Origin of the sequence: Peribacillus cavernae (assembly GCF_003989135.1) — a bacterium.
GTDB lineage: Bacteria > Bacillota > Bacilli > Bacillales > DSM-1321 > Peribacillus > Peribacillus cavernae.
This window is the reverse complement of sequence record NZ_RYZZ01000001.1, coordinates 172,640-196,353: the sequence shown is the minus strand read 5'-3', so window position 1 is coordinate 196,353 and position 23,714 is coordinate 172,640. Positions and strand designations below refer to the sequence as shown.

The window sequence follows — 23,714 nt, the reverse complement described above, 5'->3', positions numbered from 1 at the left end:
CGTACAAATAAAGCCGGGCATAAGCCCGGCTTTATTTGACTATTATTATAGATGAACGTATATTTCGCTTTCTTCAACAGAAACATCAAAGCGTTCCACGGTTACGTCATAGCTCTTCGTCCTCTTCTTAGGATCGACGATCATGTGTCCCGTTTTAATGTCAAATTCCCACTGGTGCCAGGGACACCTTACGATTTCACCTTCACGTTCGTGAACAAAGTTTCCCGGCCCGGAGGAATTAATAAAGGCGGTCGTAATACCGGTACATAGGGCAGCCCCTTGATGCGGGCAGGTGTTACGGATGGCAAAAAATTGTCCCTCAATATTATAAACACCGATGCTGCGCCCGTTTGCTACGACAATCTTTTTTTCTCCTTCAGGAATCTCGGATGCCTTTCCCACAAAAAAGCTAGTCATCAGTCAATCCCCCCGGTAGGGTCTTTTCTTGCCGGCAATCCATATAATTCAGCGGCATTTTGGTAGAAGATACGTTCCCATAACTCATCTTCTAGTTTTGGAAATGCCATCACAGGAGAATCGAAATCCCAATGCGGGTAATCACTGCAATACAATAAGGTCTCATCCGCATAGACTGCTTTCATCATTTGCCGGAACATCTCCGGGTTCGGTGTCTTTTCAAGTGGCTGGGAGGACACCTTAATATTGCTGCGGAAATATTCACTTGGCTTTTTCTTCACCCATGGCGTCTGGAAGCGGAGGCTTTTCCAATCCTCATCCATCTTCCATAAATATGGTGCCATCCAAAACACACCAGCCTCTTGAAGTACGACCTGCAACGTAGGGAATTTTTCGAAAACCCCTTCATAGATCAAGCTGGCCAGGTGTGCAGCCATTACCTGAGGTCTTGTAGCGCGGTACTCCGGATAATAAGACACATAACCGGCGCCGGTCGTTGGCGGATTTATGCCGACTCCTTCCATAAGGACGTGGATCGTAAAAGGCAGATTATGTTCGACACATGCCTCATAAATCGGATGATAGAACCTATTCCCATAAGGCTTTTCGGCTCCGCTCGCCACGATAACCTGCACCATATCCGGGTGGGAGCCAACACGGTGAATCTCTTGTACCGACAGTCTCGGATCCTGCTTTGGAATAATGATCGATCCTTTCAGTCTGTGGTCCTTATTAACCCACTGCTCCAACGTATAATCATTTATCGCAGAACTGAGAGCTGCAGCGTAATCGATATCAGGCGTCGCTTGACACGAGTAGTCACTTCCGGTCAATATCCCGTATTCAACATGAGAGGGATCCAAATATTGCATTCTCATAAAATCCAAGTCGCTGCCAGGAAAGCCTCCGTCCGGCGGAATAGAGTCGGCCCTTTGGCCAACATTCGTCCCGCCGTTTAAATATAAAGAACCAGGAAGCCTCCATCCCCATAAATCGATCTGTTCACGATAGACTCGGGGCAAATACTTTTTAATTTCATCAAGCGAGGTGTAATTATGGATGTCAGAGTCAATAATGGTACGCTTTTTTTTGACGATTTCTTCTGGTTTTTTAGACTCGGTTACTTCCATTCCTTTTCACTTCCTTTATCGTTTTCATCCTTGGTATTTCTATTTGTAAATGATTTTAAAAATGGAACCATCCACTGTCCGAAGGCCCATCTTTCTCGCAGTAAGACTTTTAGAAGAGAAGCGGCGTTAATTCAGGTGAACTATTCTAAGATATATGCAATCGCTTCCAAAACTGACTATATTTATCTATGATAATGTCAAGAACAGCTTAGCAAAATTTTCATGATCTTTCCGCCGCTTTCCATTTGCCTAAAACCCTCTTCTAAACGCTCCAATGGGTAAATTTCTGTAACTAGACTATCTAAAGGCAACTGTCCCGAAGCAGCTAACTGTATCGCTTTTTCAAAATCTTCATGCTCGTAAACCCTTGCACCGGCCATTTTCAGTTCCCTCCAAAAAATACGATGCAAGTCAACTTTTGGAAGCTGGTTGAAGATACTTACGACTACAATCCTGCCTCTTGTGCGTGGCAGTTGAGTCATCATTTCGGCCCCTGCAGCTGAAGAGGTTACCTCAAAAACTACATCTGCACCGGCTCCGCCCGTATACTGAGCGACGTACTTCACTATATCTTCTTCAATTGGATTTAAAGCATCAAAGCCCAGTTGTCTAGCCAGCTGCAGGCGATATGCATTGATTTCCACTATTAACACTTTCGCCCCAGCTTCTTTAGCCACGAGAGCAATCAACATTCCGATCGGACCGCTGCCAATCACTACCACTGACTCGCCTCTTTTTACTTCGCCGATACGAATATCGTGGCAAGCAACGGCCAACGGCTCAACCAACGCTCCGTGTTCTAAAGACAGTTGATCTGGAAGACGGTGTAAAGTATGTGCTGGCACAGTCCAAATGCTTTGAAAAGCACCTGATGTTTCAATACCCAGGAATTTTAAACATTGGCAAATATGGTTGTGTCCTGCTAAACAAGCTGGACATTTACCACAAGGGTCCAGGGGCATTACAGTTACTCGATCCCCAACGCTATAATTTATAACTCCCTCCCCAACTGCATGAATGGTTCCCGACATTTCATGTCCCATTATTTGGGGAAACGTTACTCTTTTGTCCATATGGCCATGAAAAATATGCAGGTCAGTTCCGCATATGCCGGCATGAGAAACTTTAATTTGTACTTCCCCCGCTTTTGGTGGTACAGGAACACTTTCTCCTACACGAATTTTTTCGTTTCCTTCATAAAATGCTGCCCTCACTAGCGAGTCTCCTCCCTTTACTGGGTGATACTGTCTATAAGCTTATTAAATAGACTTGGTAGCGCTATCATTTATTCTGTCTCCATGATGCACGTTTTCCTTTGTTTTTGGAAGAACTTCCGGCATAGTTTTAGGCAAAAACAGAACAGAAATAAGCGATATTAAACCATTCGCCATAATAAATAACGCCACAGGCACCCACGAATTATTAAACGCACCCATCAATGCGACAGCAATTAAAGGAGCTGTTCCTCCGGAGATGGCTGAACCAATTTGGTAACCAAATGAAACCCCGGTATAACGGACATTCGCACTGAAATTCTCTGCAAACATTGGACCAATTATGGCGGTAATGGCCGGCCATATAATTCCTATCGCCAAAACGGTGGCAATTGTCAGCCACAGCGACGAATTGAGATTCAGCAGATAAAAATACGGGAATGCAAAAAGAATAATACCCGACGATCCGGCGATATAAAGGGACTTTCGTCCAATCTTATCAGATAAGATTCCCATAAGCGGAATCATAACCGTTGCTATCACCGCCGCAATCGTAACTGCATTCAGAGCTGTAGTTTCATCGAATCCAAGATTTGTGTTCGCATAGGTGATGATAAAGGTTGCAAAGATATAAAACGGTCCAGCATCGACAAATTTTGCTCCAATCGTAATCAACACTGCCTTCCAGTGGTAACGGAATATATCGACAATCGGGACTCTGGAAACCGTTTTGCTTTCCTGTGTTTCCTGGAACTCCGGCGTCTCATCAATGCCCTTTCTGATCCACAGGCCTAAAATGACAAGTGCTGCACTAAATATAAAAGGTATCCGCCAGCCCCATGAGAGAAATTGCTCTTCAGGCAAGAGTGTCAATCCAGAAAGGACCAAAGTTCCCAATAATAATCCAATTGTTACACCCATTTGTGGAATACTGCCGAAAAAACCACGTTTTTCCTTCGGAGCATACTCAAATGCCAACAAAAGAGCACCGCCCCATTCTCCTCCGAGTCCAAGACCTTGAATGCATCTAAGTAGGACCAGCAAAATCGGCGCCCAAATCCCAATTGTATTATAGTCTGGTAAAAGCCCCATAAGAACAGTACCTGAACCCATCAATGAGAGGGTCATGACTAGTGATTTTTTTCGTCCGATTTTGTCACCGATATGGCTGAATAAAATTCCACCCAATGGGCGGATAAGAAAAGGTATAGCAAATGAGGCATATGAAAGAAGCAAACTTATCTGTGGATCATCGTTTGGAAAGAACAATTTACTGAATACTAGTGTTGCAACCGTCCCGTAAAGAAAATAGTCAAACCATTCAACAGAACTTCCAATTAAACTTGCAATCAGTACTTTTTTAGGCACCTTTTTTGATTTTGATGAATTTGCCATACAATCATCCTTTTTTAATAAATTGTTATTTTCTTTAGAAACAAATAACTATTTTCATAAACGTAAAATTGACTTGATTTCATCATTTTAACTAACCTTGAACCAGGGATAATTTCGTCAATTCTAAGGTGAATGGCATTCACAACAAATCTAAGGTGAGTTCCTTGACTTTTTTCAGAAAAGAAATAATAGCGACAGCATCACGCTTTTAAGTTTTCAGGAATGTTGGTGATATTCTATTTCTCTGTTAGTGAAACATCATTCCATTAATAAAGGTTTAGAGATTATTTCATGCAAATCACCTCACAAGTTGGAACAATGATTTTAATATTGGACCTATGTTCCATTTATTGAGTATAGTAAGTCTTTTTGGTCTTAATGTCAATAATATTTTGAATAGTAAAAAAATATAATCTTTCAGTAGGGGTTATCCTAAATGTAAATTTATCATTCAGCTCAGCCGTATAGGATTCTTAGAAGTTCGAACTTCCAGTAAAATACATGACTTACAGGAGATACTTAAATAAATATTGATTCTAATTTTTCAATCATATATTCTGATAATAGAACGATATTCCACTATGCGTTGAAAAAATAGATGAAATTAGGCTGAAATACGATAATTTACAACACGTATTATTAAGACAAATGGGTAGGAGGTCAAAATATGGCTTCAAAAGGCAATGATGTTGATAGTCAAATGAATTCAAGCCTTGATCGTGCATTGACACTTCTTGAATTTATTTCAAGTAAGAGAGGTGGTACGCCTTTAGCTGAAATCGTTAAAGGAGTGGATATACCAAAGAGCACTTGTCATCGGCTATTAGAAACCTTAAAGACTAGAGGATACATTGAATTGGAACCCGTTACAGACCGGTACAAAATAGGATTGAAATCACTTGAAATTGGGGTATCCGGATTATCTAATTTGGAAATCGTCGATGTCGCTGCGCATTATCTCTATGACATTTCTGCCTTTACTGGTGAAACCGCCTTTCTAGCGGTCTATAACGAGGGAGAAATTGTATACCTTTACAAAGTGGAGGGTACAGGTTCAATTCGTACGACCGCACAGTTAGGTTCAAGGAGACCGGTACATTGTACGGGGGTCGGAAAGGCGATCTTATCGAACTTTTCGCTGGAAGAGGTTGATCGAATTCTTCAAGAGAAAGGGATGGAAAAGCACACTGAAAACACAATTACTGACCAGCATTTGTATCATCAAGAATTGAGTTCAGTTCGGGTGCAGGGCTGGGCCACGGATAATGAGGAAATTGAAGTGGGCTTAACTTGTTTCGCCGTTCCAATTTTTAATTATACAGGAAGAGTGGTAGCAGCAATGAGCTGTGCGGGGCCAACACACCGCGTTAAAAAAAGAAAAGAAGAAATTATTACTCGGTTAAAAGAGTCAGGCGAACAGATTTCCAGGAGACTGGGTTATGTGGAAAGTATGAGATTGAATCAACTGTTCTAAATGAAGGAAGTGGTCTTCTTTTTGATGAAACATTGTATGTAAACGTTATAAAAAATAGGGGAGCCCAGAATGCGGTGAATTCACATTTCTCCAGGCTACCCCAAGGCTTTAATGATTCCAATTATTTAGGAGAAATAAATCGGTATAATCGTTTAATCGTTTCGATATGTAAAGCCTCATGGTAAAAGCTAAACAAAAATATCTCGCCAGCTGTGTAAAACGTAACGCCACTCCTGTTTGTAAAGGGAGCAGTTAGTTTTTCGTGTAGGCGTCCTGGAAGAAAGTCCTTTATTCTCGTTTTTTGTTCGGTTAAGGTTTCTGTAATTTCTGCAAATGAGGTCGGAGTTTCTTGCCAATCTGCAGGTTTTGTTCCACTGCCAAAAAACTGCCCATAAACTTTTGGAATACTCATCTCTTCACCTAACAATTCGAAGACTAGCTTTTCCTGTGTGAATGCAATATGACCGAAATTCCAGCGAATATTGTTGTTAAACCCTTCAGGAATGACATCAGAAATCTCTTCTGGAATTCTTTTAATTGTTTGCTCCGTTATTCCACGTACTGTTTCCATGTGATTGAAAATTAATTGCTCCAAGAGTATTCCTCCTCTTTTTAAATAACTACTTATAATCGTTTCTCTATCAACATGTGCTATTCCTTCCGAAAGAAATATTTTATTTAATAAGGGACATGTACTTTTGTAATCTTGGCGGCCTGTTATTCGGAAAAAACATTTCCAAAACCCGTACTAGAATATGGGCACGCGGATACACCGGTCTAGAGCCTAATGTTATAGATGAACTCTTTTTGAGAAGTAAAATAATAGGATTTGCAGCCTTTACGGAGAGGCGACTGAATATTATGATAGTATCAGAGCAGCCGAAGCAATTGATCGGGTTATCTACAGAAAACTATCATAGGCCGAACTTTATATGCAGTTGGACTTCGCTCCAGTCATTAGCTGGGAGGCCTAACCCTTTTTACAAAACGAAAAGTGGACTGAATAGCTATAAATCACCGTTGAAAATCATAGGACAGACCGAAATGAGATTTTGCTTGGCAAGGCAAATAGAAAACGATGGATGAACTTGGATTAAAATTATGAGTCCGAAAGATAATGGAGGGAAATTATGCGTTTAGCAACAATCAAGAAAGATGGGAAAGAAACAGCGGCACTTGTGTTGGAGAATGGAGTTCTTCCTATGGAAGATCTCAATCAAAAGTTTAGTCAGAAATGGTCAACAGAACTTTTAGAGATCATTCAATTAGGGCAGCTCAATCAGTTAAAGATTTGGTTTCAAGGTGAAGTACAAAATCGAACAGAACTTTATGAGAATCATATTATTCCCTTGAATAAAGTTACTTATGGTCCGCTTTATCGGCAGCCAAGGAAAATTTGGGGGATTGGATTGAATTATGCGGAGCATGCGGCAGATTTAAGTGAAAAAGCGCCTAATACTGAACCGGCGAGTTTTATGAAGCCTGATACGACGATTATCGGTCCTGATGATACGATTCAGATTCCTTTGCAATCAGAAAGGACCACGGCAGAAGCGGAATTGGGTATTATCATTGGCAGGGAATGCAAAAATGTATCAGAAGAGGATGCCCCTAATGTCATTGCCGGGTTTACCACCATTATCGATATGACAGCTGAGGATATTCTTCAAAAGAATCCACGATATTTAACCCGTTCCAAAAGCTTTGATACCTTTTTTAGCTTTGGTCCTCATTTGATCACTCCGGATGAGGTCGAAGAAGTGTTGGATTTACATGTTTCAACGGTCATCAATGGAAAGATTCATCGGAAAAATGTCGTTTTGAATATGACGTTCCGGCCATTGAACCTGGTTTCCTTCCACTCCAAAGTGATGAAGCTATTGCCGGGTGATATCATATCTACCGGAACCCCAGGAGCGGTCGTGATTCGGGACGGAGATATTGTGGAATGTCATATTGATGGATTTGAGAAATTAGTCAATTCAGTAAAGGATCTCAAAAATGAATAGGTAGAATGAAAATCGATATTTTTAATAAAGGGGGCTTTGGTATGAAAATTGCCGTTTTGTCTGATATTCATGAAGGATTGAATCGTAAAAATACCCAGACTGAGATCATGGCATCTTTAAAAGAATGGATCAACACGCATTTACCGGATGTGTTTATCATTAGCGGAGACATGACTGCCGGTCCGGAAAAAAGCCTCACTCTTTTGAATCAGCTACAAAATGAATTTCCACAAACTAGGTTATTGTTTGTACACGGGAACCATGATGTATATTCGGAAGATTCGAAGTCTGCTATGAGCACTATAACGGAATTGAGATCATCTGCAACCCGCTAGGTTACTATCCGCACGAATGGAACTGCAAATCTGCAGAAGAAGAGATTTTTTCACAGATCAAAGTAATAGAAATTTAATAAGCCTGTCCAAAACAGTCGTTAATAAACTCAAATCTATTAAATTAGCCCCAGTACCAGGTGAAGCACATCGGTACTGGGACTAACTATTAAGTCGTGATTTTTAACCATTTAATTCTTTTGTAGCAGTTTTACTTCTTGTTCGGCATCATCATCTTCTGCCACTTTCAAGACTTTTCCACTGTTTGTATTAAGGGTAATCTCTTTAACGGTGGATCCATCATCGATGATTACATGGTACACCATAGTACCTTGGTTTTTGTCAAGTTCTGTTTCTATCACTTTGCCCGAGATTTCCCCTCACGAATCCTAACTTTTCCCTGTAAGATCACCAATTTGGGTCTCCAATATAATCATGGTTTCCCCATCGTTTTCTCTTTTTTTTGAAAAAGTACAGTTTTTAAAGCAGGAACCTCCTGTTAGGAGTCGTCTTATATAGAAATAGGTGGTAAAAAAATACGCCATTAATCCCAATCTTTCGATTTATCAAATAAGTTATTGTCATACTTGTTCATTTGTAATACAATATGACAAAAGAGCATTAGTAAGCGCTTACAAGTATAAAGTGAAACAACAAAAAGGGGGATGATAAAGTGTTGTTAAAGAACGCTTCAGTTTATCTAGGACTTGTTATATTACTTTTTGCGTCTATAATTTTCTGGCAATCTCTCGAATATGTTTATTACACGGATACAGGTCCTGGTCCAGGATTTTTTCCGCTTTGGTTAAGTGGAGGATTAGCCGTTGTTTCATTGATTTACATAATAACGTCAATAAAGAAAGATGGAATCCTTTTATCGGAAATTATTCCAAGGGGAGAGGGAGCAAGGAACATACTATCGTTATTGGCCGGGACGCTTTTTTTGCTGCTGACCATTAATTATATTGGCTTTGTTTTAGCTGCTAGTATTCTATTGTTTTGTTTATTAGTCAGATTCTATCGATGGTATCTTGGACTTGGAATTTCCTTAGTTGTTTCTTTATGCTTATTTTTCATTTTCTATACGCTTCTCGGAATTCCACTTCCGGTCAATTATCTGGGATGGTAGGAGGGATTAAATGGACTCGTTGATACAGTTATTTCAAGGTTTTGAAACTGCACTAACATGGTGGAATTTACTATATTGTTTGGCCGGTGTGTCAATAGGGATGATGGTTGGGGTTCTGCCTGGTTTAGGACCTACCACCGGGACGGCGATCTTATTACCTGTTACCTTCTCAATGGAGCCGGTATCGGCAATCATTATGTTGTCAGGAATATATTACGGTTCCATGTACGGTGGAACGATCACTTCCGTACTTATTAATACGCCAGGGGAAGCTGCTTCTGTTATTACCACTCTCGATGGGTATCCGCTGGCGAAGCAGGGGAGGGCTGGTACAGCTTTAGGAGTTGCAGGTATCGGTTCATTTATCGGAGGAACAATCTCCATTATTGGTCTTGCATTCATTGGGCCGCCTCTGGCCCAATTCGCTTTAAAATTCGGTCCCCCGGAGTTTTTCGCTCTCATGGTATTGGGATTAATAACGGTGATTGGATTAATGGGAAAGTCTATCATTCGGGGATTGATCTCCGCACTTTTAGGTTTGTGCCTGGCTCTTATTGGAATGGATCCTGTTTCAGGTGCTGTTCGTTTTACATTCAACGAACCTAATTTAATGAATGGGATCGATTTTGTCATTATTGCAATGGGACTGTTTGGACTATCTGAAATTTTAATAGGGCTGGAGAACATCTCAAAAGCAGAAACACCACCAAAAGTCAAAGGACTCCTTCCTAAACGGGAAGAATGGAGACCAACACTTTCCTCGATTGGTAGAGGAACAGGCTTAGGGTTTTTGATAGGGCTGGTCCCGGGAACTAATTCAGTAATTCCTGCCATCCTTTCCTATTCGCTCGAAAAAAAGTTAGCAAAGGATCCTTCCCGATTTGGAAAAGGAGCAATAGAGGGGGTTGCTGGACCCGAGACAGCAAACAATTCTTATAGCGGGGCTGCATTAATTCCGCTGTTCACATTGGGGATCCCCAGTTCACCTACCATAGCGGTTATACTCGGAGCCTTTATCATGCATGGATTGACTCCGGGTCCAATGCTATTTCAGAGCAATCCTGATATCGTGTGGGCCATTATTGCTAGTATGTTTATTGGGAACCTTATCCTATTGATTTTCAATTTACCTTTAGCTGGGGTATGGGCAAAGATTACCATGGTTCCGGCAAAACTATTATACCCCATCATTTTTCTTATCTCGATCCTTGGAGCATACAGTGTTAATAATCGGTTGTTCGATGTTTGGGTATTGCTGGCGTTTGGTGTTTTGGGTTACTTCATGAAAAAGACGGACATTCCCATTGCCCCAATTGTATTAACATTTGTTTTAGGTAAATTATTGGAAAGTTCATTGTTACAGTCGATGATTTTATTTAGAGGTGATTTTTCAGGATTTTTCTCAAGGCCTATTTCTGCTGTGATGTTGACGATTGCTATCTTGATTCTTTTAGTAAGTGTGATAGCAGGTATAAAGAAGAAAAAAGAATTATTAGCTACAGATGTAGAAATGTAGTGGTTTTTAGACAAAATCATTCGCTGAAGTATTCCATTCAGGCGGTAATTTTTTTATCCTAATTGTCTTACAATTATAAAATAATACAAATATAAGATAGACAGGTGACGTAAATTGGTTATAAATCAAAATCATACACTATTAGACTCAGTTCCTCGTAAAACATTGTCCAAAGAAGTAGCAGACAGAATTATTCAATTGCTTGTGTCTGGAAATTTGAAAAGGGGTGATAAATTACCTCCCGAAATGGAACTGATTAAGATGCTATCTGTCAGCAGGCCTGTTTTACGTGAGGCGATGAGTTCCCTGGAGTCGCTGGGGATAATTCACAGAAAAACACGGGATGGTACGTATTTCTCTGAAAAAATTGGCAGTCAACCTTATTTTAATATGTTGTCCTTGGTTATGGATGACCTGCCAACCATTATCGAAGCGAGGATGGCCTTGGAACTTGGCCTGATAGCTTTGGCAGCCGAGAAAATTACTCAAAACGAATTGGAACATTTATACCAGACGATAGAAGCTATCTCTAAGCATCCCGGAAATTATTCAGAAATTGATAAAGAATTTCACCGAATAATTGCCTTTAGCGTCCACAACCCTGTACTGGATTCAATGATTGACTCATTGCTGGTTGCGTTCGATCAGATGAGCAAGAACATTGAGGTTAGAGAACGAAATGTTGCTGTTGAGCATCATACAGCCATTTACGAGGCTTTGGAAAGAAGATCTCCTCCGGAGGCATTCTCCAAAATGTATGAGCACTTGGACTATGTAAGAAAGAAAATTTTAAAAGAATCACGAAAGGGGTGATGCCAGAAGAAGGGAAATAGCTAAATGTTCATGGGGGCAGGCAGGTATAAGCGTGAGAATCTTTTCATTACTCTTTCAACAAGATTAAACAGAAATTGTAAACGTAAGATACTATTTTTTTACTAGGGGGAGCAATTTCTATGATTAGCAAAAAATTGATAGCAATCTTTTGTACAATATTACTCGCCGGTTCTATTTTGGCAGGTTGTGCGTCTTCTGAATCCAAGACATCCGGCTCAGCAGCTAAGGGGGGTTCTGGTTCTGAGTCTGATTACCCAACTAAGCCGATAGAGTTAGTTATTCCTTATGCTGCCGGTGGCGGGACTGATGTTACAGCTCGTATATTAGCAAAAACTGTATCCAAATACCTTCCAAACAAGCAAACGATCGTACCCGTAAATAAGCCGGGAGCCAGCGGGACTTTGGGATTGGCAGAATTATACGAAGCAAAACCTGATGGTTACAAAATCTCGATGGCTACCATTGGAAACATAGCGATCCAACCTAACTATGGCAATACTCCGTACTCATATGACAGCTTCGAACCATTATTGATCGCAACATCTGTTCCTCACGTATTACTTGTTAAAAAAGATGCTCCATGGAAAACGGTAGATGAATGGTTTGAATATGTGAAGAAAAACCCGAATTCCTTCAGTTACTCTACGCCAGGAAAAGGCAATACGCAGCATCTTAATTTGGAAGGGATCGCACTTAAGGATGGTCTTAAACTGAAACATGTACCTTTTGATGGCGCTGCACCAGCCATTACGGCATTGTTAGGCGGCCATGTTGAAGGTGCAGTTGTACAAGTCCATGAGGCAAAACCGCATGTTGATTCAGGAACTTTGCGTATATTGGCTAATACAGGAACCACTAAATCAGAGTCTATTAAGGATGCAGAGTTTCTTGAAGATAAAGGGTACAGCGGCTTGAATGCATGGACTGGGATTGTTGCACCAAAGGGTATCCCGGAAGATGTAAAAACTACTTTGCATGATGCTTTTAAGAAGGCCCTGGAAGATCCTGAAACGATTGAACAATTCAAAAAAATTGGAATCGAACCAGCATACAGTAATCCTGAAGATTTCAAGAAAACGATCGAAGACACAAACAAAACAACGGGTGATATCGCTAAGAAAGTCGGCTTGTAAAAAGTCGTATCGTTTATATACAAACATCATCAAACAGTCGAAAGGGGAGTAATACGAATGTCCACAGTGGAAACAAACCGTCTCGTTTCACTTCCTAAAATGATCCCTGTACGGCAAATATTTGAAGCACCCACCATAGCGGATATTGAAAAAACAGTAAAGATGGAACTAAACAAGGAAATCTTCCGAAAAACAATTAAACCCGGATCACGTGTAGCAGTCGGCGTGGGCAGCAGGGGGATTTCAAATATAAAAAAAATAACCGCTGCGGTTATAAAGCAGCTTATTGAATGGGGTGCCAGTCCTTTTATAGTCCCGGCTATGGGAAGCCACGGAGGTGGAACAGGCGAGGGTCAAAAAAAGGTGCTGGCGGAATTCGGCATTACAGAAGAAAGTATGGGAGTGCCAATGGTTTCCACCATGGATGTCGTTCAAATTGGTACTCTGGATAATGGTATGCCTCTTTATCTTGATAAAGAGGCGTATCATTCAGATGCAATCGTTTTTATAAATAGAGTTAAACCACACACAAGCTTTAAAGGTGATTATGAAAGCGGACTATTAAAAATGATCGCCATTGGCCTTGGGCGGCACAAAGGGGCATTAGCAGTCCATCAACACCCGCTTGCTGAGATGCCGATTTTGTTGCCGAAAATTGCAGAAATTTATTTGAAGCAAGCCCCGATCGCCTTTGGTGTCGCCGTATTAGAGAATGCCTATGACCAAACGGCCCAGATTGTTGCGGTTCCTGGAGATGAAATGATTTCTAAAGACAAAGATTTACTTATCAAAGCCAAGCAATATATGCCAAGGATTATGCCGCAAAACATTGATTTGCTCATCGTAACAGAAATGGGTAAAAATATCAGCGGATCAGGAATGGATCCGAATATTACCGGGCGGGCCGCATCGAAAGCACCACAAAAATTTAACGCCCCTCAAATAGAACGATTGGCTGTTCTCGGATTAACGAAGGAAACCAAGGGTAATGCATGCGGAATTGGCGTTGCTGATGTTACAACTAAGCGAGTTTTTGATCAAGTGGATTTAGATTATACATATGCCAACGTAATTACTTCAAAGGTTCTAGATTCTGCTAAAATCCCACTTGTTATGCGAGATGATAGAGAAGCCATTAGTGTAGCTTTGAAAACCTGTTACAATATCAATCTTGAAAACCCTAGAGTTGTTTGGATTAAAAATACGTTAGAGTTAGAAAATATATTGGTTTCGGAATCCATTTTGCGTGATATAAAAGGGAACCCTCAAATTAAAGTTTTAGGTGAGCCCTTTGAGATAACTTTTGATTCTGACCATTATATATCAACAGATATTTGGAGAGGGAGGTAACACATTGATGAGAAAACCACGTATCAATGGAATTCTTGGCTTTCCAGTAGCCCCTTTTACGAGCTCTAACCAACTGGACAAGCAAGCACTAATCGAAAATATTAATTTCTTGATTGAAGGGGGGCTGGATTCAATTTTTGTATGTGCCGGTGCAGCTGAATTTCAATCACTTAGCCGTACCGAATATGAATCCATCGTTGAAATTGCTGTTTCATTATGCCAAGGCAGGATTCCTGTTTATACAGGAGTCGGGGGCAACATTATAGACGCGATGGAGTTAGCCCGTATTTCCGAAGAAAAAGGGGCAGATGGTTATTTAATTTTACCGCCTTATTTAATAAATGGTGAACAGGAAGGTCTATATAATTATTATAAGGCCATCATTGAAACGACAGAGATCAACGCTATCATTTATCAAAGAGACAATGCCGTTTTAACATTAGAGACTGTGAGGAAATTATCAGCCCTTCCACAGCTAATTGGAATCAAAGATGGTGTTGGAAATATGGAACGCAATATTGAGTTCGTTCAGACCCTTGGTCAGCAACTCAATTGGATAAATGGAATGCCCTTGGCTGAGGTTACGTTTCCGGCATACCATCCTTTAGGATATACTTCCTATTCTTCAGCTATCTCAAATTATATCCCTCATGTCTCTAGATTGTTTTACAATGCAATTCAAGAAGAAGATCATCAATTGATAAATAAACTATACAAGGAAGTAATATTCCCCATCAATAATATACGTAAACAAAAAAAGGGATACGCCGTTTCCTTGATTAAGGCTGGTATGGAAATAATGGGTCTATCCGTCGGAATGAAGGTGCGTCCACCGCTTGTTCCAGTTGAAAAAGAGCATTACCTTCAACTTGAGAAGATTCTCATGAATACTCTAGATCATTTTCCGTTAAAATCCACAACCCACTCTATTAAAGCAAGGGGCAGTCATTCATGAAAAAAGAACAAGAGATTTTGACCTATAGAGTTTCATTTGAGAAATTAAAATCATTTTGTACAGAAGTATTAATTGCAGCGGGAATCCCGGATGCCGATGCTGAAATCATTTCTGATTCTCTCGTACATGCTAATCTTTCAGGCGTACATTCTCACGGTGTCAGTAAACTGAATGATTATTTAACAAGACTGGATAACAACCTGGTGACTAAGGAAACACATATAAGTGTTATCCGTGAATCAGCGACAACGGCTATGATAGATGCAAATAATGGCTGGGGCCAAATTGCCTCCCAAAAAGCAGTCGATATAGCGGTAGAGAAAGCGAAAGAGTATGGCAGCTCTTGGGTAGGAGTGAACAATTCCAATCATTATGGAACCGCTTCTTATTGGACCGCAAAAATTGCATCACACGGGATGATAGGTATATCCATGACAAATACATCCCCTGTTATGGTTCCATTTGGATCAAAGACACCTACCCTTGGGACAAATCCGGTTTGTATCGCTGTGCCATCCGCTTCAGGTAAACCAATCATGCTGGATATGGCAACAAGTAACCAGGCAAGAGGAAAGATAACCTTAGCTGCTAAAAATGGGAATCCAATCCCAAATGATTGGGCTGTTTCAATAGATGGGCACGAAACAACAGATCCTCAAGAAGCGTTAAAGGGCAGTCTGCTGCCTTTTGGAGGAGCCAAAGGCTCCGGTCTTGCGATTATGGTTGATATATTGACCGGCGTACTGACCGGGTCACTGTATGGGTCTAATGTTCCGCGCTTTTATGATGACCCTTTTCCGCAAAATCTGGGTCATATGTTCGCAGCGATCAATATCGAATCAATGATGCCTCTTGACATGTTTCTTCACCGTATGACAGATAAAGAACGTGAAACGAGAGAAAGTGAGCCGGCTGCCGGTTTCGAAAAAGTATACATGCCAGGTGATCTTGAGTATTTAAGAGCAGAGGAGCATCGCAAAACGGGAATTCCTTTGAGCCGAGAAATTTATTCTGAGTTATTAAATACAGCCAAACGATATGGCGTTAAAGCGAATCTAACAGATTAAACAATAGATTAGTAGCAAAACTTTTATAGTCTACTCATGGCTGGTCTGGTGTAGTTGTTCCAAAAGATACCCCACAGGAAATAGTAGACATGCTTCGTGAGGTGTTTAAGAAAACAATGAAAGATCCAATTATAAAAGAAGAATTCAACAAACTCGGTATTGAACCAGCGTATGCCGATCGCGAGGAGTTTTTCAAAAATATCTCTGAAACGAACAAGCTAACCGGTGATCTATTAGAAAAGACTGGACTGGTAAAATAGATTTTACCTACAATATTTTAAGTGAACTTTACTAGATTTACAGTGACATACTTCATGTGGCGGGTCCATATACAATATTATGTAAATGTTTTGCCAGTACACTAACCTGAATTGGAGGGAACATGATGTCAAATGTAAATACAGTCTCGGCGCAAACAAAAAAATGTGTGCAGACTGGCGGCCAGGCAGTGGTGGAAGTTCTGAGGCGTGAAGGCGTTGAGAAAACTTTTTGTGTACCGGCGGAAAGCTTTTTACCAGTAATGGATGCGATGTACGATTGCCCCGGCATTCAATTAATCTCGACCCGCCATGAAGGGGGAGCTGCTTTTATGGCGGAAGCCTATGCTAAAGCCTCGGGCAAAGTGGGCGTATGTATGGCAACGCGCGGGGTAGGTTCGACAAATCTCGCAATCGGGATCCATACCGCCTTTCAGGACTCAACCCCAATGGTTGCCTTAATTGGCCAGGTGGAGCGAGGCTTTCGTGGACGCGAGGGATTTCAGGAAGTTGATTTAAGCGATTTTTATAGCCATATCACTAAATGGTCGGTTGAAATCTCTGATCCAAAACGGATTCCAGAACTTCTACATAGAGCATTTCGGGTAGCCCAGTCCGGCCGCCCTGGCCCCGTTTTGGTCAGTCTACCGGTCGATATGCTGAGGGAGCAGGCAGAGGTAGTGTTCCAGAATCAAATGCTGCCTTCTGCTCCGTCACCTGAAATGAGTCAGCTTGCCGCTGCGAACGAATTACTGTCAGGGGCAAAAAATCCGCTTATTATCGTAGGAGGCGGGGTAACGGCAACCAATTCGCAGGATAAATTAGTCCAACTCTCCGAGCTAACTGGCGTTCCGGTAATGACAAGCTTTCGGCGTCACGATGCCTTTCCGAATAGTCATAAACATTATGCCGGGCAAATAGGGCTTGGACCACATCCTGATTTGCTGAAGTTTGTCAAGCAAGCTGACGTCATTCTGGCAATAGGCATGAAATTTTCGCAAATTGTCACTCAAAACTATACGCTTCTGAAGCCGGAAACAACGCTTATTCATATCGATATTGATGAACAGGCAATAGGGAAATTTTATGAAACCGAAATCGGTATTGTCAGTGATGCAAAGCTTGCAATTCAGGCGCTGGCAGAGCTGAATAAAGACGCAGCCGTATCATCGGAGCGTTTGCTTTACTGCAAGAACATAAGGGATGTATATGAAACAGTATCCCTCCCGAAAAAAATATATCAGGATGATTTTGTCAATTTAGAGGGGCTTGTCCATGACTTGCAGGAAACACTTCCTTCGAATGCGATCCTGACGAATGATGCCGGTAATTTCTCTGGCTGGTTTCAGCGCTATTACCAATTTGAAGAGCCGAAAACGTATTTTGGTCCAACTTCTGGCGCGATGGGCTATTCCGTTCCTGCGGCCGTAGGTGCCAAGTTGGCTTTCCCGGACCGTCCGGTTATTTCGATTGCCGGAGACGGAGGATTTATGATGACACTTCAAGAGCTGGAAACGGCGCTTCGCTATGAGGTTCCGATTATCGCGCTTGTAATCAATAACAACATTTACGGTACCATTCGGATGCATCAGGAAAAAAATTATCCCGGCAGAGTCATCGGTACCGATCTTTCTAACCCGGATTATGGCATGCTGGCTAAAGCGTTTGGCGTGCACGGGGAACGGGTGGAAAGAAATGATCAGTTTATCCCGGTGTTGCAGCGGGCCCTAGCAGCAAAGGTCCCAACCATAATTGAAGTGGTTACTGACCCCAATGTTATCTCAGTAAATGCAACAATTGATAGTTTGCGAAAGCAAGCCAAATCGCAGGGCTAATAAATCACTTATAATATAGAATAAATTATTTTTAATTCTTCTTTCTTTGCCTCTATTTAGTTTGTTCTATGACATTACAAAATAGAGGCTTTTCTCTCGTTATATCTTTAAGTGATATGTCTCATTCTGGCTGCATTTTGGGTTCAAATTATCTGACTTTGTTAATTTCTCATTTATTTATGGTTCAACGATTATTGTCAGAAAGTGTAATGTCCGGTATTATAACTGAACACTTGTCCCAACTTTGTTTTTGATTGCTTTTTCATAAAAGTATTTTGCTACAATGATATCCACGACTGCCAATCCAACAGATTTAAATACGGTGATTTCTTGATCGCTTTCTCTGCCGTTTCTTTCACCGCTTACTATTTCCCCAAGTTCCGCATAAATAGCGCTTTCCTTAAAAACCCCTTCTCGAATCGGAATTTGTAAATCACCAGTTTCCTCAAGTGCTGCTTCCCTTGATTCCACTACTACCTTATTGGCTGGAGAAATGAGAGAGGACGGCAGTTCTTGCATAGCCGGCCGGAATGACCCGACAGCATTAACATGAGCACCAGGTCTTAATAAGCTGGAAAAAACGGGTGATAACGAGTTGGTTGCTGTTACGGTAATATCAGCCTCCTGAACTACTTCATTGGAATCAGAATATACTTGTACATCCTTTTCAAATCTCTCTGTAATATAACGAGCGAACTCATGTGCTTTTTGTTCAGTCCGGTTGAACAGCATAATTTTCTCTATGTTTCGAACTGCAAGTACTGCTTCCAACAGACCTTTCGCTTGTTCTCCTGTACCTATAATACTTAGTGTTTTTGAGTCCGTCCGAGATAAAAACTTAGTCGCCACTCCCGATAGGGCCCCGGTTCGAATCATTGTTAAATAAGACCCTTCCAAAAGGGCAAGTGGTTCTCCAGTTTCAAAATCAAAGAGCATAACCACGCCGCTTATCGTTTTCTTTCCTATTTTTTTGTTATTAGGGACTACCGTTACTACTTTTAATCCAAGACTGCCGTGCGCTTCAGCTACCGAAGGCATTACTAATGCAGTGTTTTGAGAATTGCCAAATGGCATAGAGGCACGGATAGGCGTGACAGTCTGGGAGGCTGAGAATTCTCGTAAAGCAATAGCCGCTTGTTCAATAACCTCATTCATATCTATTAAACTTCTTTGTTCATTGGCATTTATGACTAACATGCTTGATCATCCTTTCCCTCACTTTAGATGGACACTTCCTCAATTTGTTTTACAGGTTTCAAGTGCACCTTCCAAAAATGTGTGCCTGAAACTAAAAATCTGATAGTTTTCAGAAAATTATTCTTAAATATATCATAAAAAGGCATCCTTTTATCAACAAAGTTATTAAAAAGTGGAAAGTATCTCCTCCTATTCTCTAACAAATCAATGAATCAACTGGCACAGCTATTTTAGCTATATAAAGTTGAGACTAAGAATTGCATCTAACACAAATCGGTCAATACTTGGAATTAAAAGAGACGACAAAACGATAAGAGAGACGCCAAAACTTTAACCGAAATAGGAAATGGTTATTTCAACTTATATAGTATTATACTATTTGCAAAAAAACATTGAATTTTTATACTTTTATAAATATAATGAATTTAGTGAATCGCATTCACCAAAAAACTTTAGAGAAAAAGGCTGAATTTCAAATTGTTATGAGGGAGGTGAACGGAAAAATTGGAGGAGACTAAAAAAAAATCTTCAAATTCATACGGAAATGTCGCCCATGCATTAGATATTCTCCTAGCTTTTAAAGGTAAAAGTGAATTTACTTTAGCTGAGATGTCTGAGTCTCTAAGTATTAGAAAAAGCTATTTACTAAAAATTTTGGAAGATTTAAAAGAAAAACGGTTTATTGTCCAAGACCCCGAAACAGGGAAATATCAATTGGGCTTGGCTTGTTTTGAATTAGGAAATGCCTTTGAACAGCGCTTGGATATTCGCAAAGTGACCCATCCTTCACTCGTGAAATTGTCTGAAGTCACAAATGAATTAGTACACTTAGGAGTGCTGGATGCAAATGTCGTAGTCCTATTGGAAAGAGCTGTTTCGAATGATTCAAACTTAGGTTTGCAATTTCACTTATCCTTAACATCACCACCGTATTCAACGGCACTGGGAAAGGTTTTATTGGCCTTTACCAAAGAGGCCCGTGTTGATGAGTATCTTTCAACGGTAAAAATGGAAGCGTATACTTCTCACACAACTGTCGATCCGAATATATTCCGGCTGGAGTTAGCGCAAATCCGGGAAAAAGGATACTATCTCTCTTATGAAACCTTCGAAAGTGGAATTTCATGCCTTGCAGCTCCTGTTTTTACAAAAGGCGGATTAATTAAGGCAGCGATAAGTATTTGTGCACCTACCATTCGAATTATGTCCAAAGAAAAAGAGTTAGTTAAACAACTGCTTGAAACTACTTTCGATGTATCAAGTAAATTAGGATATAACCTCCAAATTGTTTGATACATGTTATTCAGGAAAAGGAGAAGGGCACTTCCGTATAATGTACTTCATAAAACAAGTCAATTCTAACAAGCTTTTAAAAAGAAGTTAAAGTGCTTTACAGAAGGGAAGTGCGATATGGCTCAAGTTCAACCAACGATGGCTCCAGTTGAGGTTTCAAAGAAAAAAGCAAACAGGGCACTATTAGCAAGTATGATCGGAAGCTCAATTGAGTGGTTTGACTTCTTTCTTTACGGATCATTGGCATCATTAGTATTTAATAAGCTGTTTTTTCCGAGCAGCGACCCGACAGTCGGTTTACTTCTTTCCTACTTATCGTTTGGGCTTTCATTTTTTATTCGCCCGTTAGGCGGAATTATTTTTAGTCATATTGGCGATAAGATTGGGAGAAAGAAGACTCTAGTATTAACGCTATCACTGATGGGTGGGGCTACCTTCCTGATTGGTTTATTGCCTGATTACAATGCTATCGGAATATGGGCACCTATCTTACTGATCACGCTGCGCTTGTGCCAGGGTCTTGGCATCGGTGGAGAATGGGGCGGATCCGTTCTATTAGCAGTAGAATACTCAACAAAAAAGAACCGCGGGTTCTTTGGAAGTATTCCGCAGCTGGGCGTACCAGTCGGAATGGTATTGGGTACCATTGCAATCTCGTTGATTAGCAATTTACCAGAAGAACAATTTCTCGCATGGGGCTGGCGTATCCCATTTATCCTAAGCGCTGTGTTGATTTTAATCGGTCTTTGGATTCGTAGCGGCATTGATGAAACACCAGCTTTTCAAGAGGCAAAAGAAAGTGGAAACATTGCCAAAATTCCACTTGTTGAAACCTTCCGCCATCACTGGAAATCTGTGTTAATCGCGGCAGGTGCTAAATTTGTAGAAACAGGACCATATTACATCTTTGCAACTTTTGTAATCGCTTACGCAACTAACTATCTTGGTTATAAAGTTTCAACTGTATTGAACGCGGTTGCAATTGCTAATGTTGTAACTATTATTATGATTCCTGCTATGGGGAAACTGTCTGATAAAGTCGGCAGAAAGCCCTTATACATTGCTGGAACAATTGGTACGATTTTGTTCGCCTTTCCGTATTTTTACTTGCTATCCCTAAAGTCGGCCTTTTGGTTAACAATCGCTACAATTATTGCGATAGGAATCATCTGGGCACCGATTGAGGCTGTGATGGGAACTATGTTCTCAGAAATTTTTAGCACAAACGTACGTTATACAGGTATTTCTGTAGGGAATCAGCTAGGGGCTGCCGTGTTCGGTGGTACTGCACCATTGGTAGCCCTCGCATTGCTTAACACTTTCAATGATTCTTGGATACCGGTCGCTTTGTACATTGTCCTCGCCGGTGTTATTTCTCTGATTTCGCTTGCCGCGATAAGGGAGAAAAGATTTGAAGAATTATAACAAATGAACTGCTTTGCTCAGAAAAAACTTCGAGGTTCGCAGTACTATACAAGTTTGTGGTGAATTTCGTTCACTAAATTTTAATCTGTGAATGGTCAGTGTCTGATAAAAGAGCTAACCATTCACAGATTGCTAAAGAGAATTACAAAAGTTTGGAAACTAACCAAACGACAAAACTGAAGAAAACCTGCCGAAAATCAAAAAAAATGGAGGTAAAAAAATGGATGTATCTGCGAAAAAATCAAAATCCTCGTTAAAACAAGGACTTATTGATTGTGATTTTCACCAAACATTAAAAAGCTTTGACGATTTAAAACCATATATGCCCCGGGTATGGTGGCCTCGTTTAAGTGAACCCGAAGCCACATTACCAATAACCATTTTCAAACCTGTTCCATTGTCCCGGCGTGATGCATCGCCTGGTAACGGACTTCCTCCAGGTTCTGACCCGGAATATGCGAAAGTCGATGCGTTAGATCGCTACAATATATCCAAAGCGGTACTTACTGGCAGCCTGCTTACAGTATCTGCACACAATAATCCGGATTACGCAGCAGCGGTGGCATCAGCCTTCAACGACTATACCCTTGATCATTGGATTCCAACGGATGATCGATTCCTTGCATCCATCCTTGTGGCTACTCAGGATCCAATTTTAGCTGCAAAAGAAATCGATCGCCTTGGCTCGCATCCAAAGGTGGTTCAGGTAATTTGTACTGTGTCGTCGCGTGAACCTTTTGGACAACGCCGTTTTTATCCGATATATGAAGCTTGTGTACGTAACAATTTGGTTCTTGCGCTTCATGGAGGTGGCGAAGGGGACGGTATTAACCCACCCATTTCGGCAGTTGGTACTCCAACGACCAATTTTGAACGTCACAATATCTTAGCAATCCATCATATGTCACAGCTAAATAGTATTGTTTGTGAGGGCGTGTTTGAAACTTTTCCAACGTTGAAAGTAGTTTTCGTCGAAGGAGGTTTAGCATGGGTTCCGCATTTGATGTGGAGAATGGACAAGAATTTCAAGGGTATGAGGAATGAAGTTCCATGGTTGAAAAAGAAACCAAGCGAATATATTATTGAACATTGCCGCTTTACAACACAGCCTATCGAAGAGCCGAACAATGAGGAACTCATCCAAATGTTTCGGATGATGCGGGCAGAAAAAACTGTGATGTTTGCGACAGATTATCCGCATTGGGATAATGATACGCCAACATTTGTGCTTAATAAACTGCCTGAGGATCTGCGTCGCCGTGTAGCATACGAAAACGCAGCTGAACTGTATCAACTAAATAGTAAGCCACTTGTAAAAGAAGGTGGGCCTCTATGATGAAACATGATGCTGTGGGGGTCGGAGAGGTTGAAATTGGAGATTGCAAGATTTTAAAAATCGGAGGACGAAGCATCGGTATTTATTATGATGGCGAGAAATATTTTGCTATCCGTAATGTATGCCCTCATGAACAAGCAGAACTGTGTAAAGGGAAAATTACAGGAACAACCTTGCCTTCAAAACCACATGAATACATTTACGGGATGGATGGGGAAGTTTTAGTCTGCCCTTGGCATGGTTGGGAGTTCAATATAAATGATGGAAAGTGCATCGGGGATCCAAAGTACAAAGTGAAAACCTATGAAGTATCGATTGAAAACAACAGAATTATGGTACAAATGTAGCCTTAGAACTACACATATATAAAGAATTTCTTGGGAAAGAAAGCGATATGATTCCGAAATAAGCTTTTA

The 23,714-nt window shown here is 40.8% G+C and carries 22 protein-coding genes and 1 pseudogene; 16 read left to right on the top strand and 7 right to left on the bottom strand.

Annotated elements, in window-relative coordinates:
- Positions 1-45: 45 nt before the first annotated feature.
- The 4 genes from ELQ35_RS01000 to ELQ35_RS00985 all read right to left on the bottom strand — a co-directional run bounded on the left by ELQ35_RS01000 (position 46) and on the right by ELQ35_RS00985 (position 4,156).
- Entirely contained in the window at positions 46-417 is a 372-nt protein-coding gene (locus ELQ35_RS01000; RefSeq protein WP_246025922.1) for a Rieske (2Fe-2S) protein, read from the bottom strand.
- Positions 417-1,547 carry an amidohydrolase family protein gene (locus tag ELQ35_RS00995; RefSeq protein ID WP_126862989.1) on the bottom strand — a complete coding sequence of 377 codons (1,131 nt, stop codon included), beginning with the start codon at positions 1,545-1,547 and terminating at the stop codon, positions 417-419. Before ELQ35_RS00995 ends, ELQ35_RS01000 begins: the two co-directional genes overlap by 1 nt.
- 197 nt (positions 1,548-1,744) lie before the next feature.
- Entirely contained in the window at positions 1,745-2,761 is a 1,017-nt protein-coding gene (locus tag ELQ35_RS00990; RefSeq protein ID WP_126862988.1) for a zinc-dependent alcohol dehydrogenase, read from the bottom strand.
- A 45-nt stretch (positions 2,762-2,806) separates the two neighbouring features.
- Positions 2,807-4,156, bottom strand: coding sequence for an MFS transporter (locus ELQ35_RS00985; RefSeq protein WP_126862987.1), 1,350 nt, complete (start codon positions 4,154-4,156; stop codon positions 2,807-2,809).
- A 667-nt stretch (positions 4,157-4,823) separates the two neighbouring features.
- Here ELQ35_RS00985 and ELQ35_RS00980 point away from each other — a divergent pair.
- On the top strand, positions 4,824-5,630 hold the full coding sequence (locus ELQ35_RS00980) for an IclR family transcriptional regulator (protein ID WP_126862986.1): 807 nt from the start codon (positions 4,824-4,826) through the stop codon (positions 5,628-5,630).
- A gap of 121 nt (positions 5,631-5,751) precedes the next feature.
- On the opposite strand, the gene ELQ35_RS00975 is transcribed toward ELQ35_RS00980, so the two are convergent.
- Entirely contained in the window at positions 5,752-6,225 is a 474-nt protein-coding gene (locus tag ELQ35_RS00975) for a DinB family protein (RefSeq protein ID WP_126862985.1), read from the bottom strand.
- A gap of 535 nt (positions 6,226-6,760) precedes the next feature.
- On the opposite strand from ELQ35_RS00975, the gene ELQ35_RS00970 reads away from it, so the two are divergent.
- Both ELQ35_RS00970 and ELQ35_RS00965 read left to right on the top strand, forming a co-directional pair.
- The gene (locus ELQ35_RS00970) at positions 6,761-7,639 is read left to right on the top strand and encodes a fumarylacetoacetate hydrolase family protein (RefSeq protein ID WP_126862984.1); all 879 of its coding nucleotides are present in this window, start codon (positions 6,761-6,763) and stop codon (positions 7,637-7,639) included.
- A 41-nt stretch (positions 7,640-7,680) separates the two neighbouring features.
- A complete protein-coding gene (locus ELQ35_RS00965; RefSeq protein WP_246025921.1) occupies positions 7,681-7,974 on the top strand; it encodes a metallophosphoesterase family protein in 294 nt (97 codons plus the stop codon).
- A gap of 188 nt (positions 7,975-8,162) precedes the next feature.
- Here the strand turns inward: ELQ35_RS00965 and ELQ35_RS22435 are convergent, their stop codons facing one another.
- Positions 8,163-8,333 (bottom strand): PepSY domain-containing protein, encoded by a 171-nt coding sequence (locus ELQ35_RS22435; protein WP_185861598.1) that lies wholly within the window; start codon positions 8,331-8,333, stop codon positions 8,163-8,165.
- Positions 8,334-8,644: 311 nt separating this feature from the next.
- Between ELQ35_RS22435 and ELQ35_RS00960 the strand changes: the two genes are divergently transcribed.
- From ELQ35_RS00960 to ELQ35_RS00920, 9 genes and pseudogenes are all read left to right on the top strand, one after another.
- On the top strand, positions 8,645-9,100 hold the full coding sequence (locus ELQ35_RS00960; protein ID WP_126862983.1) for a tripartite tricarboxylate transporter TctB family protein: 456 nt from the start codon (positions 8,645-8,647) through the stop codon (positions 9,098-9,100).
- Between the two features lie 10 nt (positions 9,101-9,110).
- The gene (locus tag ELQ35_RS00955) at positions 9,111-10,616 is read left to right on the top strand and encodes a tripartite tricarboxylate transporter permease (protein WP_126862982.1); all 1,506 of its coding nucleotides are present in this window, start codon (positions 9,111-9,113) and stop codon (positions 10,614-10,616) included.
- A 114-nt stretch (positions 10,617-10,730) separates the two neighbouring features.
- Positions 10,731-11,429, top strand: coding sequence for a FadR/GntR family transcriptional regulator (locus tag ELQ35_RS00950; RefSeq protein WP_246025920.1), 699 nt, complete (start codon positions 10,731-10,733; stop codon positions 11,427-11,429).
- A gap of 140 nt (positions 11,430-11,569) precedes the next feature.
- Positions 11,570-12,583 carry a Bug family tripartite tricarboxylate transporter substrate binding protein gene (locus ELQ35_RS00945; RefSeq protein ID WP_126862981.1) on the top strand — a complete coding sequence of 338 codons (1,014 nt, stop codon included), beginning with the start codon at positions 11,570-11,572 and terminating at the stop codon, positions 12,581-12,583.
- A 57-nt stretch (positions 12,584-12,640) separates the two neighbouring features.
- Entirely contained in the window at positions 12,641-13,933 is a 1,293-nt protein-coding gene (locus ELQ35_RS00940; protein WP_126862980.1) for a nickel pincer cofactor-dependent isomerase, group 22, read from the top strand.
- Between the two features lie 7 nt (positions 13,934-13,940).
- Complete coding sequence (gene kdgD / locus ELQ35_RS00935; protein WP_126862979.1) at positions 13,941-14,888, top strand: 5-dehydro-4-deoxyglucarate dehydratase; 948 nt, start codon at positions 13,941-13,943, stop codon at positions 14,886-14,888.
- The gene (locus ELQ35_RS00930; RefSeq protein WP_126862978.1) at positions 14,885-15,955 is read left to right on the top strand and encodes an Ldh family oxidoreductase; all 1,071 of its coding nucleotides are present in this window, start codon (positions 14,885-14,887) and stop codon (positions 15,953-15,955) included. Before kdgD ends, ELQ35_RS00930 begins: the two co-directional genes overlap by 4 nt.
- A 50-nt stretch (positions 15,956-16,005) precedes the next feature.
- Positions 16,006-16,215 (top strand): annotated as a pseudogene (locus ELQ35_RS00925) (tripartite tricarboxylate transporter substrate-binding protein); the annotation flags it as partial.
- 125 nt (positions 16,216-16,340) lie between these two features.
- The gene (locus ELQ35_RS00920; protein WP_246025918.1) at positions 16,341-18,047 is read left to right on the top strand and encodes a thiamine pyrophosphate-dependent enzyme; all 1,707 of its coding nucleotides are present in this window, start codon (positions 16,341-16,343) and stop codon (positions 18,045-18,047) included.
- Positions 18,048-18,266: 219 nt separating this feature from the next.
- Here ELQ35_RS00920 and ELQ35_RS00915 read toward each other — a convergent pair whose 3' ends face one another.
- Positions 18,267-19,244, bottom strand: a complete 978-nt coding sequence (locus tag ELQ35_RS00915; RefSeq protein WP_126862975.1) for an ornithine cyclodeaminase family protein — start codon at positions 19,242-19,244, stop codon at positions 18,267-18,269.
- Between the two features lie 504 nt (positions 19,245-19,748).
- On the opposite strand from ELQ35_RS00915, the gene ELQ35_RS00910 reads away from it, so the two are divergent.
- The 4 genes from ELQ35_RS00910 to ELQ35_RS00895 all read left to right on the top strand — a co-directional run bounded on the left by ELQ35_RS00910 (position 19,749) and on the right by ELQ35_RS00895 (position 23,645).
- The gene (locus ELQ35_RS00910; protein ID WP_126862974.1) at positions 19,749-20,537 is read left to right on the top strand and encodes an IclR family transcriptional regulator; all 789 of its coding nucleotides are present in this window, start codon (positions 19,749-19,751) and stop codon (positions 20,535-20,537) included.
- A 117-nt stretch (positions 20,538-20,654) separates the two neighbouring features.
- Positions 20,655-21,962: an MFS transporter gene (locus ELQ35_RS00905; RefSeq protein ID WP_126862973.1), complete on the top strand. Its 1,308-nt coding sequence runs from the start codon at positions 20,655-20,657 to the stop codon at positions 21,960-21,962.
- 220 nt (positions 21,963-22,182) lie between these two features.
- Entirely contained in the window at positions 22,183-23,298 is a 1,116-nt protein-coding gene (locus ELQ35_RS00900; RefSeq protein ID WP_126862972.1) for an amidohydrolase family protein, read from the top strand.
- Positions 23,295-23,645, top strand: a complete 351-nt coding sequence (locus ELQ35_RS00895) for a Rieske (2Fe-2S) protein (RefSeq protein ID WP_126862971.1) — start codon at positions 23,295-23,297, stop codon at positions 23,643-23,645. The genes ELQ35_RS00900 and ELQ35_RS00895 overlap by 4 nt, the downstream gene beginning before the upstream one ends.
- The last annotated feature ends 69 nt before the right edge of the window (positions 23,646-23,714 follow it).